Source organism: Streptomyces sp. NPDC046197, assembly GCF_040646295.1.
Classification (GTDB): Bacteria; Actinomycetota; Actinomycetes; order Streptomycetales; family Streptomycetaceae; genus Streptomyces.
Map to the genome: position 1 here is coordinate 18,351 of NZ_JBEYZY010000040.1, position 13,571 is coordinate 31,921.

10 protein-coding genes are annotated in these 13,571 nt (G+C 71.4%); 6 read left to right on the top strand and 4 right to left on the bottom strand.

The window, feature by feature from the left end:
* Positions 1-74: 74 nt before the first annotated feature.
* Positions 75-923, top strand: coding sequence for a MerR family transcriptional regulator (locus tag AB0A61_RS34880; protein WP_361301584.1), 849 nt, complete (start codon positions 75-77; stop codon positions 921-923).
* 75 nt (positions 924-998) lie between these two features.
* On the opposite strand, the gene AB0A61_RS34885 is transcribed toward AB0A61_RS34880, so the two are convergent.
* Together AB0A61_RS34885 and AB0A61_RS34890 are read right to left on the bottom strand one after the other, a co-directional pair.
* A complete protein-coding gene (locus AB0A61_RS34885; RefSeq protein WP_361301587.1) occupies positions 999-2,966 on the bottom strand; it encodes an MFS transporter in 1,968 nt (655 codons plus the stop codon).
* Positions 2,967-3,170: 204 nt separating this feature from the next.
* Positions 3,171-5,882 carry a D-alanyl-D-alanine carboxypeptidase gene (locus tag AB0A61_RS34890; RefSeq protein WP_361301590.1) on the bottom strand — a complete coding sequence of 904 codons (2,712 nt, stop codon included), beginning with the start codon at positions 5,880-5,882 and terminating at the stop codon, positions 3,171-3,173.
* A 250-nt stretch (positions 5,883-6,132) separates the two neighbouring features.
* Between AB0A61_RS34890 and AB0A61_RS34895 the strand changes: the two genes are divergently transcribed.
* The 3 genes from AB0A61_RS34895 to AB0A61_RS34905 all read left to right on the top strand — a co-directional run bounded on the left by AB0A61_RS34895 (position 6,133) and on the right by AB0A61_RS34905 (position 8,570).
* Positions 6,133-6,888 (top strand): GPP34 family phosphoprotein, encoded by a 756-nt coding sequence (locus AB0A61_RS34895; RefSeq protein ID WP_361301593.1) that lies wholly within the window; start codon positions 6,133-6,135, stop codon positions 6,886-6,888.
* A 413-nt stretch (positions 6,889-7,301) separates the two neighbouring features.
* Positions 7,302-8,159 carry a helix-turn-helix transcriptional regulator gene (locus tag AB0A61_RS34900; RefSeq protein ID WP_361301596.1) on the top strand — a complete coding sequence of 286 codons (858 nt, stop codon included), beginning with the start codon at positions 7,302-7,304 and terminating at the stop codon, positions 8,157-8,159.
* A 219-nt stretch (positions 8,160-8,378) separates the two neighbouring features.
* Positions 8,379-8,570 carry a DUF397 domain-containing protein gene (locus tag AB0A61_RS34905; RefSeq protein WP_361301599.1) on the top strand — a complete coding sequence of 64 codons (192 nt, stop codon included), beginning with the start codon at positions 8,379-8,381 and terminating at the stop codon, positions 8,568-8,570.
* A gap of 130 nt (positions 8,571-8,700) precedes the next feature.
* On the opposite strand, the gene AB0A61_RS34910 is transcribed toward AB0A61_RS34905, so the two are convergent.
* On the bottom strand, positions 8,701-9,540 hold the full coding sequence (locus AB0A61_RS34910) for a hypothetical protein (RefSeq protein WP_361301602.1): 840 nt from the start codon (positions 9,538-9,540) through the stop codon (positions 8,701-8,703).
* An 89-nt stretch (positions 9,541-9,629) separates the two neighbouring features.
* Between AB0A61_RS34910 and AB0A61_RS34915 the strand changes: the two genes are divergently transcribed.
* Positions 9,630-10,415, top strand: a complete 786-nt coding sequence (locus AB0A61_RS34915; protein ID WP_361301605.1) for an SDR family oxidoreductase — start codon at positions 9,630-9,632, stop codon at positions 10,413-10,415.
* Between the two features lie 216 nt (positions 10,416-10,631).
* Positions 10,632-12,215: a sodium:solute symporter family protein gene (locus tag AB0A61_RS34920; RefSeq protein WP_361301608.1), complete on the top strand. Its 1,584-nt coding sequence runs from the start codon at positions 10,632-10,634 to the stop codon at positions 12,213-12,215.
* A 217-nt stretch (positions 12,216-12,432) separates the two neighbouring features.
* Here the strand turns inward: AB0A61_RS34920 and AB0A61_RS34925 are convergent, their stop codons facing one another.
* Complete coding sequence (locus AB0A61_RS34925) at positions 12,433-13,551, bottom strand: ADP-ribosylglycohydrolase family protein (RefSeq protein ID WP_361301611.1); 1,119 nt, start codon at positions 13,549-13,551, stop codon at positions 12,433-12,435.
* Between the last annotated feature and the right edge of the window lie 20 nt (positions 13,552-13,571).

Genomic DNA, 13,571 nt, shown 5'->3' on the forward strand with positions numbered 1-13,571 from the left:
TGACCTTGCCCCTGGGGCAGGGACGAACGTCCTTCTCACCGGGCCGAGGGCGCCCGGTGACGGAGGATGGGGCGGTGGACGAAGAGCTGCTCACCATCGGCGCGTTCGCCGCGCGGGCCCGCCTGTCGGCCAAGGCACTGCGGCTGTACGACCGTCTCGGTCTGCTGGTCCCCGCGCACGTCGACGAGGCCAGCGGCTACCGCTACTACCGCGCGTCCCAGACCGGGCGGGCCCGGCTCGTGGCCCTGCTGCGCCAGCTCGACATGCCGCTGGCCCGGGTCGCCGAGGTGGTCGAGGCGGACGGGGCCGAGGCGGCCGAACGGCTGGCCGCGTACTGGGCGGACGTCGAGTCGCGGGTGGCCGGGCAGCGGACACTCGCCGAGTACCTCCGTGCACGACTGTCGGGGAGGAGCTCCGAGATGTACGACAGGTTCACGGTCGAGACGGTTGACGTGCCCGAGCAGGTGGTGATCACCGAGACGCGGCACACACTGGCGAACGAGCTGCCCGCGTGGATCGGCGCGTCGCTGACCCGGTTGGAGGCGGCGGCGCGGGCGTGCGGTGGTGTCGCCGGGTCGCCGTTCGTCGTCTACCACGCCGAGGTGTCGCTGGAGAGCGACGGGCCGGCCGAGTCCTGTGTGCCCGTCGCGGACGAGGCGGCGGCCCGGGCCTGGGCCGAGGGGCGGGGGCGGACCTGGGAGACGCGGGTCCGGGTGGACCCGGCGCAGCGGCTGGCGTACACGCGGATCACCAAGGCGCAGGTGGCCCATCCGCAGATCCTGGCCGCCTTCGAGGCGGTGGAGCAGTGGATCGCCGAGCAGGGGCTCGAAAAGGCCGGGCCGTGCCGTGAGGTGTACTTCGCGGACTGGGAGGCGGCGGGGCCGCAGGACGCGGTGTGCGACGTGGCGTTTCCGGTGAGGTGAGCAGCCCGGCCGGCGTTCGGGCCGAAGCGGCGGCCCGGGGGCGGCAGCCCCCGGGGCGCCCACCTCGGCGAGGGGTCACTTCAGCTCGTCGGGACACGGAGTGCCCCGCGGCAGCTGGTACGGCGCCGCCAGCCGGTACGTGCCGGCCCGCGGAGCGAGCAGCATCGTCCACTTGTCGCCCTTGGCGTCCTGTTCGGTCTGCATCAGGCAGCCGTTGACGTTGTCGTACGTCTTCGGCGTGCCCTCGGTCCGGTGCTTGGAGGCGTAGGTCTCCTGGGGCGCCTTGAGGCTCTTGCCGTGGGCGTCGACGAGGCTGAGCCAGGGCGAGTACGGGATGCGGATGAGGATGCGGCCCGCCTTGCGCACCTCCAGGGTCAGCTCGCCCTGCTCGGCGCGGTCGACGACCGCGTCGGGCTCGGCGAGCGGCGCCGGGTCGGTCACCCGGAACAGCTGCCAGTTGGCGTCGCCCCAGATCTGCCTGAGGTAGGGCATGCCCCGCTGGACCAGTGCGCGTTCGCGTTCGCCGCCGTCGCCGTCCGGGTCGCCCTTGGGCAGCACCACGTAGTGGACCGCCCAGCGCTGGAGCCACTCGTGGTAGTTCGCCGAGTTGAGCGTGTCGTCGTAGAAGAGCGGGTTGCGCTCCATGTCGGCCTGGCGGTTCCAGCCGCGGGCCAGGTTGACGTAGGGCGCCAGCGCGGAGGCCTCGCGGTGCGAGCGGGCCGGGACCACCTCGACCCGGCCCTTCTCCGCACCGACCTGCTGCAGCTGGTTGACCAGGGGGGCCAGCTCGCGCGCCCAGGAGGCGGCGGGAGTGGTGTGGACGATGTCGTCGACCGTCTTGAAACCGAGCCAGCCGACGAAGGTGAGCAGGGCCAGCACGATCGTGTACCACCTGCGCGAGCGCGGGACGGCGAAGGGCAGCGCCGCCACCATGACCACTCCCGTGAACAGCATCGCCAGCCGGGTGATGTTCGAGCCGATCTGGGAGCTGATCAGCCAGACGAGGAGGACGGAGAGGCCGTAGACCCCGGCGGTCAGCCGGACGGTCTTCCATTCGCGGGGGACCAGGACGACGGCGAGGACCGCAAACAGCAGCGGCAGGAGCACCGAGGCGAACGTCATGGGCTGGGTGCCCGAGAAGGGGAACAGCAAGGCCGAGACCGCCACCACGGCGGCCGGGGCCAGACCCAGCGCCCAGGCACCCGGGCGGCGCTTCTGCAGGAACAGCGCGACCGCGACGAAGCCCACGAACAGGCCCGCGACGGGCGAGGCCATGGTGGCGAGCGCCGCCAGCGGGGCCGCGACCAGCGCCTTCGCCCAGCGTTTGTGGCGCCAGCGGTAGGGCCAGCAGTGGACGGCCGCGACCGCCCCCAGCGCGAACATCGTGCCGAGCCCGAACGTCACCCGGCCCGACACCGCGTTGCACAGCAGGCCGAAGACGCCGGCGAGCGCGGCCCACAGCGGGTTCCTCACCGAGCGGCTGCGGATCAGGACGAGTGTCAGCAGTCCCGCGGACGCCGTGCCCGCGATCATCATCGTCGTACGGACGCCGAGAACGGACATCAGATACGGCGACACCACGCTGTACGAGACCGGGTGCATGCCGCCGTACCAGGCGAGGTTGTACGCCGAGTCGGGGTGCCGGCCGACGAACTCCGCCCACGCGTCCTGGGCCGCGAGGTCGCCGCCGCTGTTGGCGAACGTGAAGAACCACACGATGTGCAGGACGCCGGCCAGGGCGGTGACGGAGAGCGCCGGGTGCCGCAGCATCCGCTCCCGCAGGGCCATGACGGCGGCCGTGGTGCGGGGCCACCTGTCCGAAGGGGTGCGGGCATGGTCCCCGTCAGCGGTACTGATGCCGGCGCGGGAGTCCGTGGCGCCGGGCACGGCCTTGGGCACGCCGGATCCGCCGTCGTCCGTACCGGCGCCCGGGTGACCGTCGCCGCGGTCACCGTCCGTGTCGGTTGCGGACAGGCGTATTCGCGGGCCGGCTCCCGGGCCCGGATCGGCGTCGTCGGCGCGTGTCGGCTCCGCAGTGGCCACCTGAAGGCACTCCCCGTGTCCCGTCTTCTGTTCTCGGCCGGGTCCCGTCGGGTTCCCGGCCTCGTTGCGTCCTGTTCGCGGCCGCGTCCCACGACCGGCAACGTGCCCCGATTCGTGACGCTAGCACGCACCCCGTCGGGGGGCTCCCGGACGGGGCTCCCGACGGGGTGCGCGGGGCTCGCGGCGTGCCGCGGGACCGGCGGGTCAGCCGACGCGGGTCAGCTTGTCCGCGAAGCCCGGCTCGGCGAGGTCCTTCTGCAGGGCGACCGGGACCTCCACCGCCCCGCCGGAGCCGTCACCGACGGTGAGCGTGCCCACCCGGGTGCCGGCCTTCGCGGAGTGCGGTACGGCGCCGGAGGTGAAGGACAGCCCCACCTTCATGCCGCCCCAGCCGATCGCGGAGACGTCCTGGGTGACGACCACCGGCGTCCGACCGCCGAGTTGGTCGTCCACGTACCCGACGACATCACCCTTCTTCAGGATCTTCGCCGAGGTCAGCGCGTCCTGGGCGGCCAGCATCGCGGTCTTGCTGACCGCGTTGACCGTGTCGATGATCGGCGCCCTGTGCTGGCCGAGAACCGCGCCGACGACGGTGACCGTCTGGTCGCCGACCTTCTTGCGGGCGGCGAAGAGCAGGTTGCCGCCGGCCGCGGTGGTGGTGCCGGTCTTGATGCCGATGGCGCCGTTGTACGGGACGAGCGAGTTGTAGTTGCGCCACTTGCGGCCGGACGGGTCGGTCCAGTTGGGGAGCACGGTGATGGCCATCAGGGCCGGCATCCGCACGACCTGGTTGCCGAGCTTCACCTGGTCCTGGGCCGTGGAGACGGTGCTCTCCATCAGACCGGACGGGTCCGTGTACGTCGTGCCGGTCATTCCGAGCTTCTTGGCGGTGTCGTTCATCTTCTTGACGAACGCCGCCTCCGAGCCCGCGTCCCAACGGGCCAGCAACCGCGCGATGTTGTTGGCGGACGGGACCATGATGGCGGACAGGGCCTGCTTCTCGCTGAGTTCGTCGCCCGCCTTGACGGTGTTGAGCGTGGACTCGCCGTCCTTGTCGTAACCGCCCTCCGTCTCGGCCTTGGCGTCGATCTTGATCTTCGGGCCCTCCTCACCCGGCTTCAGCGGGTGGTCGCGGAGGATGAGGTACGCGGTCATGGTCTTGGCGACCGAGCCGATGGCGACCGGCGTCTGCTTGCCGAAGTTCCCCATCGTGCCGATGCCGTTGACGTCCATCCAGCCCTGGCCCTCGCTCGGCCAGGGCAGGGTCACTCCGGCGCCGTCGAAGGTGTAGCTGCCCTTCGCGGTGAGCGCGAGGGCGGCCGCGGGCAGCGGGCGTACGGCCTGCACGATCGCAAAGACGATCGCCAGCAGTACGACCAGCGGGGTCCAGATCTTGACGCGGCGCGCCAGGGTACGCAGGGGGGTCGGCGGGGGCGGCGGGGTGTTCGTCAGCTCCGCCAGCAGGTCCAGCGGCGGCTTCGGCGGGAGCGGTTGCTGGGTGGTGCGCTCGGGGCCGACCTGGGGGACGGCGGCGGTGGCGTCCGCCGGGGCGGGCCTCTTGGTCTCGGGGGCGGTGGCGTCCGCCGGGGCGGGCTTCCTGGCCTCCGGGGCGTCGAGCGGCTTCAGCGCGACGAACCTGCTGGTGCGTTCGGCGTCGGACTCGGGGGACTTGGGCTTGGCGGTGCCGCCGAGCTTCAGCATGGTGGTGGGCTGGTCGACCGGGGGCTTGGGCTTGGTGGTGCCGCCCAGCTTGAGCATGGTGGTCGGCTGGTCGACCGGGGGCTTGGGCTTGGGCTCGGCCTGCTCCTCGGCCTTGCCGTCGGCCGCCTCGGCTTCACCTTCGGCCTTGCCGGTCTCGGCCTTGCCGGTCTCGGCCTTGCCGGTCTCGGCCTTGCCGGTCTCGTCCTTGCCGGTCTCGGCCTTGCCGGTCTCGTCCTTGCCGGTCTCGGCCTTGCCGGTCTCGGCCTTGCCGGTCTCGGCCTTGCCGGTCTCGTCCTTGCCGGTCTCGGCCTTGCCGCTGGCGCCCGCATCGCGCGTACGGGTCTCGTCGTCGGGTGCGGGGGTCCCCTGTGGGGCGTCCTCGCCGTCGGCGGCCTCCGGGTCGGTGCCGGTGCCCGCGTCCGCGGAGCCCACCCATGCGGCCACGGCCGCGCGCAGGCGCGCGTCACCCTTCGCGTCGAACTCGCCGCCGTCACCGGACGTGGCGGCGGTCACCGCATCGGCCTTGCCCTCCCCGCCGTCGCCGGACTTGGCGTCCCCCTCCGCCGCGTCTGCCGAGTCCGCCGAGTCCGCCGCGTCTGCCGTGTCTGCCGTGTCCGCCGCGTCGGATCCGTCACCCCGTGCGTCGTCCCCGGCCCGGGCCGACTTACCGGCCTGCTCGCCCACTCGGGCCTTCGCGTCCTTCGCGTCCTTCGCGTCCTTCGCGTCCTTCGCGTCCTTCGCGTCCTTCGCGTCCTTCGCGTCCTTCGCGTCCGCAGGCTTCCCGACCTGCCCGTCCTCGGCACCCCCGGCGTCCCCGGCGCCCCCGGCCTCAGCGGACTTCGCGGCCCGCGGTGCCTCCGCGTCCTTCGCGTCCTCCGCGCCCGCGGCGTCCTGAGCGTCCGCAGGCTTCGCCGCCCCCGCGGACTGCTCAGCCTTCTCGGACTGCTCAGCCTTCTCGGACTGCTCCGGCTCCTCGGGCTGCTCCGGCTCCTCGGTCTTGGCCGTGTCCGTCGGCAAGTCCCGTACCGAGAGGAACGTCGTCGCCGTGTCGACGCCGCGTGGCGCAGGGACGCCGGACTCGCCCTGCAGGGCGAGCCGAGGGTCGCGGACTTCGCGCGCCTCGCCCCTGGCCCCGGGAACCGGACCCGCGCTCCCCGACGTCCGTTCTGCCGACGACTCGCGCTGCTTCGACCTGTCGGGGGACTCGCCCGCCACCGATGCCTCCTCCATGAGCCGCACGCCCCGCGTGCGGCTACCCAACCGTGAACCGCCGCCCGGACGAAGCAGCCGCGCCACCCGGCCGTACCGCTGTCCGAACCATGTACCAGTGTCCTGTGTGTGGGCTAAACCCAAGCGATAGACGAGAACGACATACCTACCGGTTCCCTCACGAAGCGGTCACGCGCCCTCGACAGACCAATGTGAGAGGGGTCACCCTGTCATTCATCCACGCGGGGAGGCATGGATGGGCAGGAGCCGCAGAACACTTCCGGAGGAGCTTCTGCTGCTGGCATTGGACCCGGCCACGGGTACCACTGCGCAGCCGCAGTCGCTCGACCTCGGTCTGGCCGGAGCACAGCTAGTGGAGCTGGCGCTGGCCGGACGGATAGCCCCAGACGGGGATCGTATCGCCGTGGTGGTACCACGGCCGACAGGAGATCCGACTCTGGACAGCGCGTTGGAGTTGCTGCGCAGGCGCGGCGCTCCGGTACGGGCCGTCCACTGGATCGGCGGGCCGCGTCTCGGGCTGCGCCAGACCTACCTCTCGCATCTGGAGCGGTGCGGCATGGTGGCCGCCGTGGCGGGTCAGATGTGCGGGGTGCTGCCGACGACTCGTTACCAGGCGACGGACACCGCCATCAGCCGGGAGATCAGGTCCCGGCTGGATTGCGCGATCCGCACCGGCGTGCCGCCGGACCCGCGGACCGCGGCGCTCGCCGCACTGGCGCACGCGGTCGGCCTCGGCAAGCACCTGTACCCGGGCAATGAGGGACGCTCGTCCCGTTCCCGGCTGCGGGATCTGATCCGGCACGACCCGATGGGCGGCCTCGTGGCGCACGCCGTGATGGACGTCCAGAACGGCGTGGCGGCCCAGCCGCGCCGCAGCCCGGCCTCGGTCGGCCGCCAGGCGGGCCCCGGAGCCAGGGCCGCAACGGAACCCGCTCGGGGGGTTCCGATGCAACCGCACCGCGGATCCATGGCACGCGCCGTGGCCCACTGAGCCGCAGCCCCACGGCACGCATCGCAGCCCCACGGCATGCACCGCATCAGTGCGCACGCACCACCGCACGCACCGCACCACCGCACGCACCACCGGCACAACAGCATCATCACGGAGCACGGAGCACGGAGCACGGAGCGCCGGGCACCCACGCACACCACTCAGCGCCGCGCCGCAAGTCCCCACAGACCCGGTACGGGAGCCACCGGCTCGAGCGGGGTGGCGGGATCGTATGGTCCCGCCACCCCGCTCGGCCGCGTGTACGGACGCCCCGCGCATACGCCACCAGGGGGCCGAACTGGCGTGTACCCGCCGCATATCCGGCGTTTCCCAGCGGTAGGAAGCACCTTGGTGGCAATCTGCTCAGCAGCAGATACGCAAAGTAGAGGCACGTAGCCGGAGGTGCACGTCCCGTGGCGTCCAATGTCAACCCCACCGTCAGACGACGCCGGCTGGGCCAGGAGCTGCGCAGGCTCCGCGAGCTCAAGGGCATGACGGCCGAGGAGGTGGCGGAGCGACTGCTGGTGTCGCAGTCGAAGATCAGTCGCCTGGAGAACGGCCGGCGCAGCATCAGCCAGCGCGATGTCCGGGACCTGTGCGGGGTTTACGAGGTGGAGGACCACCGGATCGTCGACTCGCTGATGCAGATGGCCAAGGACTCGCGCCAGCAGGGCTGGTGGCACTCCTTCGGCGACATCCCCTACAGCGTCTACATCGGCCTGGAGACGGACGCCGCGAGCCTGAGGGTCTACGACCCGCAGGTAGTCCCCGGCCTGCTGCAGACCCGTCAGTACGCGGAGGCGCTGATCGCCGGGGCCCTGCCGGAGACGGCGCCCGCGGACATCGAGAAGCGCGTCCAGGTCCGCATGCGACGGCAGGAACGAATCTCCGCCGCCGAGACCCCGCTGCGTCTGTGGACGGTCCTGGACGAGGCCGCCCTGCGCCGGGTGGTGGGCAACCGCTCCCTGATGCGGGACCAGTTGGAGCACCTCGTCGAACAGTCCCAGCTGCCGCACGTGACGGTCCAGGTCATCCCCTTCCACATGGGCGCGCATCCGGGCCTCAACGGCCAGTACGCGATCCTGGAGTTCCCGGACGCGGCCGATTCCAGCGTGGTCTACATCGAGGGTGTCACCAGCGACCTGTACCTGGAGAAGGCGAACGACGTCCAGAAGTACAGCGTGATGTACGAGCACCTGCGGGCGCAGGCGCTGAACGTGGAGCAGTCGCGCCAGTTCATCGCCGACATCGCCAAGGACTACGCCCGCTGAGCGCGAGAGGGTGCCGCACCCTACATCTCCGCCGGGCCGGGCGGAAGACCCGATCAAATATGCCATCCGGTCGAGTGAATAGTCGCTTCGGAAGCCGAGGGTGGCGAGTAGCGTCGATCACGCCATCACGCAACAACGTTGGCGCAAACCGCACTGTGGGTTCTCGCCGAACACGTCGTGCGGTGACAGCAACTCAACAACCGGCAATTCGGAGTAGAAATGGCAATTCGTCAGGGCGCCACGGGCTCGTGGACCAAGTCCTCGTACTCCACGGGCAACGGCGCATGCGTCGAGGTCAAGTCACCGGTGGTCGCCGCCATGGCGGTCCGGGACTCCAAGGTCCCCGAGGGTCCGGTGCTGGACTTCCCCGCCGACGCGTGGAACGCCTTCGTGGCATCGGTCAAGGCGTAGACGGGAGGGTCTTCCTGATCCTCCACGGATACCCGGCCAGGCCACGGCACCATCGACAACTGCACAAGCACCACTGCAAGAGCCCTCTCGACCAGCCCGCCGTCCTTGCCGAGGGGGCTCGGCTTGTGCCCTACCGCAGCCGGTCGACATACGTGTCCGTGCCCGGCACCGTCGGAACGAACGGCGCCAGCAGCTCCACCCTCCCCAGCCCCGCCTCCGCCACCTGATCGCCGAGCCCCGTGAAGTGCCGCTCCCAGCAGTCGAGCGGGTCCGCCTCCAGGAACCACAGCAGCGTCAGCCGCGTGTCGACGCCCTCCACCTGCCGGACGTAGGTCATCCGGTCGCCGGGCAGCGGGGTGGGCCGGAAGACGGTCACCATGGCCGTGGGCGAGCCCGCCAGCCGCTTCGGCAGGTGACGCGCGCGCAGCCACTCCAGGAGCTCCGCCCGCTGCTCGGGCGAGTCCGCGTCGACGACCTCGAGCACCAGCCCCGCGTACGGGTGGTCCAGGGCGTGGAAGTCCCGGGGACCCGCCGCCCCGTCCCGGTAGACCGTCGCCTCGTGGTCCTGGAACGCGGTGAAGACGTGGGTGCGGTCGTGGTAGACGCGGGCGTCGCGGTTGAGGCGCCTGTTGATGGCGACCGTCCACTTCATGTGGTCGTCGTAGCGGCCCTCGGTGATCCAGTACGCCGAGAGGTAGCAGCCGGCGGTGACCGGCTGGGCTATCGCCGACTTCTCCGGACTGCGCAGCAGTTGGAGTTCCCTGGTAGCCACCCAGCGGCGGCCCGCGTACATCCAGGGCATGGCCATCGCGCCGGCGTAGTAGTGGTCGTCCTCGTACCAGCGGTTGTAGGCGTACTCGTGGCCCGGGTGCGGCTCGACCATGGTGATCAGGGCGTGGCCGGGGCGGACCCCGTACGGACCGACGGCGGCCAGTTCGGCGTACTGCTCGCTGCGGGTCTCCTCGCTCATGCCGGTCCCCTTCCGTCCTGCTGCGGTCGCCCATACTCTGACGGTCCGTCAGACGATGCGCCAGAGTCACGGCACCAGGGAGGTCCGGGATGTCACTGCCCGGAGGCAAGACCGTCGTGGTCTCGGGAGTCGGAGCCGGGCTCGGCCACCAGGTCGCGGCGGCCGTCGTACGGGACGGGGGGAACGCCGTCCTGGGCGCCCGCACCGAGGCGAACCTGGCCAAGAGCGCGGCCGAGGCCGACCCGGGCGGGGCGCACACCGCGTACCGGGCGACCGACATCACCGACGAGCGCCAGTGCGAGGCGCTCGCGGCGCTGGCCCGGGAGCGCTTCGGGCGGATCGACGCCGTGGTCCATGTGGCGGCCTGGGACTCCCACTTCGGCGGCCTGGAGGACGCCGACTTCACGACCTGGCAGTCGGTGATCGACGTGAACCTGCTGGGAACGCTGCGGATGACCCGGGCGTGCCTGCCCGCGCTCAAGGAGCGCGGCGGCTCGGTGGTGTTCGTCGGAACCCAGTCGGCGGTGGCCGCACCCTCGCAGGTGAGACAGGCGGCGTACGCGGCCTCCAAGGGGGCGCTGACCAGCGCGATGTACTCACTGGCACGGGAGCTGGGGCCGTACCGGATCCGGGTCAACACCGTGCTGCCGGGCTGGATGTGGGGGCCGCCGGTGCAGGCGTACGTGCGGTTCACCGCACAGACGGAGGGGGTGCCGGAGGCCGAGGTGCTCAAGCGGCTCACCGACCGGATGGCGCTGCCGGACCTGGCGACGGACGGGGACGTGGCGGACGCCGCGGTGTTCCTGGCGTCGGACCGGGCGCGGGCCGTCACGGGGCAGTCCCTGCTGGTCAACGCGGGGGAGCTGATGCGCTGACCACGTTTGCGAAGCCCCCCTTCTGTTCATGTTCATGAACTCAGGTCATCACGCAGAACATCTTTGCCTGCTCTTGACCTCTCGCTTGCTTGTCGTGCCCGCGTAACCGCAACAACGATGAGCGGGCACTTCGCGGCCTTCCTCGCCCCTACCCCGCTCAGGCGAAGTGCCAACCAGCTGAGCGGAGTTCACAAGGCGGACCCTGGAAGGGGGCACATGAACAGTCTCGACTGGGCCGTGCTCATCGGCTATTTCGGCGTGATGGTCGCGATCGGCATCTGGTCCCACAAGAGGGTGGACGACGTCAGCGACTTCTTCACCGCGGGCGGAAAGATGCCGTGGTGGCTCTCCGGCATCTCGCACCACATGTCGGGCTACAGCGCGGTGCTGTTCACCGGGTACGCGGGCATCGCCTACACCTACGGCGTCACGTCCTTCGTCACCTGGTCCTTCCCCATCGCGCTGGGCATCGCCGTCGGGTCGGGGCTGTTCGCGCCGCGGATCAACCGGATGCGCTCCCGGCTGAACATGGCCTCCCCGCTGGAGTACCTGAAGAACCGTTACAACCTCTCCACCCAGCAGGCGCTCGCCTGGTCCGGCATGCTGCTGAAGATCGTGGACGTCGGCGCCAAGTGGGCCGCGATCGCGACGCTGCTGTCGGTCTTCACCGGGGTCTCGCTCAACCAGGGCATCCTCATCACCGGCGCGATCACGGCGGTCTACTGCACGATCGGCGGCCTGTGGGCGGACGCGCTGACCGAACTCGGCCAGTTCCTGATCCAGTTGCTGGCCGGGGTGTCGATGTTCGTGGCGGTCGTGCTGAAGCTGAACGACCAGAACATCGGCTTCTTAGGGGCCTGGGACGAGCCGGCCCTGCAGGGCCACGGCAGGCCCCTGGTCGGCCCGTACGGGACCGTCTTCCTCCTCGCCTTCCTCTTCATCAAGCTCTTCGAGTACAACGGCGGCATGCTGAACCAGGCCCAGCGCTACATGGCGACGGGCAGCGCGCGGGAGGCGACCCGGTCGGCGCGGCTGTCCGCGGTGCTGTGGCTGGTGTGGCCGGTGGTTCTCTTCTACCCGATGTGGATGTCGCCGCTGCTGGTGCACGCGGCGCAGCCGGACGGCTCCGACTCCTACGGCCTGATGACCGAACAGCTGCTGCCGCACGGCCTGCTGGGCCTGGTCGTCGTCGGCTTCTTCTCCCACACCATGGCCATGTGCTCCTCCGACGCCAACGCGATCGCGGCGGTGTTCACCCGGGACGTGGCGCCGGTGCTGTCGGAGCGGGCCCGTTCGTGGGGCGAGCGTTCGGGCCTGGTCGCGGCCCGGGTGACGACGGTGGTCTTCCTCGGCCTGTCGATGGCGGTGGCGACGCAGGTCAACTCGCCCACGTTCAAGGACATCATCACCGTGGTCATCAAGTGGGTCGCCGGTCTGATGGGCCCGATCGCCATCCCGATGATGCTCGGCCTGCTGCGCCCGTTCCGCCGCTCCGGCCCGACGGCCGCGCTCGGCAGCTGGGCGACGGGGCTGCTGGCCTTCTGGCTGGTGAACTACCCGGTCGACTGGAACGTCGACGGCGGCGTGCCGCTCCAGTACCAGGTGTCGGTGCCGCTGGCCCTCTCGCTGGTGCTGTACATCGTGATCGGTTACGTCAGACCGGAGGACACCCCGGAGCGGCTCGCGATCATCGAGCGGGTGAACACGGACGGGGACGGGGACGGGGACTCCGCGGCGGCGGTGGCGGTCCCGGCTCCGGCGGGCGCGGGCGACGACGTACTGGGTACGCAGCCGTCGTGACCCGGCCCCGAACTGGGCCGGGACGAACCGAGACGGACGGACCCAGGTGGGCCGGACCGGGACGGGCCGGACCGGGACGGGCCGGACCGGACCGGGCCGGGCCGGACCGGACCGGGCCGGGCCGGACCGGACCGGGCCGGGCCGGGCCGGGCCAGAACGAGACGAGCCAGAACGAGACGAGCCAGAACGAGACGAGCCAGACCGAGACGGGACGGGGCTAGGCCCCGCGCGGATAGCGCGTCAGCCAGCCCGGAGAGGACCCGGCGGGCCCGTGCAGTGCGGGTCCCTGGGTCATCTCCATCGCGAAGTCGTCCGCGAGGACCAGCAGCGTCGGACGGCCCTCCAGTTCGGCCAGCCAGGCCGGCGGGAGGGCCGTTTCGCCGTGCAGGGCGCCCAGCAGCCCGCCGGTGAGGGCACCGGCCGCAGCGGACGGCCCGCTCTGGTTCACCGCCAGGCACAGCCCGTGCCGGACGTCCTCGCTGACCAGGGCGCAGTACACGGAGGCCGCCAGCAGCCCCTCCGCAGTCCCCTCCCCCGCCAGCTCCTCGACCCGGGCCGGGGTCGGCATCCCCTGCCGTACCGCGCCCAGCGCATGCTGGAGGGCGTCCGAGACCGGCTGGTGGCCGGGGCGTACGGCAAGCAGTGCCAGCGCCTTCTGCACGGCGCCGTCGAGGCTGTCACCGCGGGCCAAAGCGTGCACGATCACGGCGTACGCGCCCGCCGACAGGTAGGCGGCGGGGTGTCCGTGGGTCTGCGTGGCGCACTCCACGGCGAGCTGCACGACCAGCTGCGGCTCCCAGCCGACGAGCAGCCCGAAGGGCGCGGACCGGCCCGCGGCCTCGGGTCCGGCTTCGCCCGGGTTCTTGGGCACCTCCAGGGTGCCCATGGTGTCGTCACCCAGGCCCAGCAGCAGGGCCCGGGCCGGGTCCCGGCGGGCGTACAGCCACTCCTCGCGGGCCAGCCAGCCGTCGTCCTTGCGGCGCTCGTCGGGTCCCCAGTCGTGCTGGGTGGCGGCCCAGCGCAGATACGCCCGGTGCAGATCGGTGGGTGGGTGCCAGGCGCCGGTGTCCCGCCGTACCTGGGCGCGGATGAGCCCGTCGACGGAGAAGAGGGTGAGCTGAGTGAAGTGGGTGACGGCACCGCGCCTGCCGTACGCCGGGGTGAGATCGGCGATCCCCTCGGCCCCGTACGCTTCCCGGATCCCCGCGAGGTCCAGCGAGTCCACCGGCGCCCCCAGGGCATCGCCCACGGCCACCCCGAGCAGGGTGCCCCGCACCCTGCCCCGAAAGTCCTGCTGTTCGGTACGCCCCCAGACAGCACCGGACGTCGTACCCACCAAGACCTCCCTCACGGCAC

Excerpts from the sequence above, each read along its gene's own strand:
- AB0A61_RS34895 (WP_361301593.1), top strand. The coding sequence starts at position 6,133 with ATGGGCAGGAGCCGCAGAACACTTCCGGAGGAGCTTCTGCTGCTGGCA.
- AB0A61_RS34905 (WP_361301599.1), top strand. The coding sequence starts at position 8,379 with ATGGCAATTCGTCAGGGCGCCACGGGCTCGTGGACCAAGTCCTCGTAC.
- AB0A61_RS34910 (WP_361301602.1), bottom strand. The coding sequence starts at position 9,540 with ATGAGCGAGGAGACCCGCAGCGAGCAGTACGCCGAACTGGCCGCCGTC.
- AB0A61_RS34915 (WP_361301605.1), top strand. The coding sequence starts at position 9,630 with ATGTCACTGCCCGGAGGCAAGACCGTCGTGGTCTCGGGAGTCGGAGCC.
- AB0A61_RS34920 (WP_361301608.1), top strand. The coding sequence starts at position 10,632 with ATGAACAGTCTCGACTGGGCCGTGCTCATCGGCTATTTCGGCGTGATG.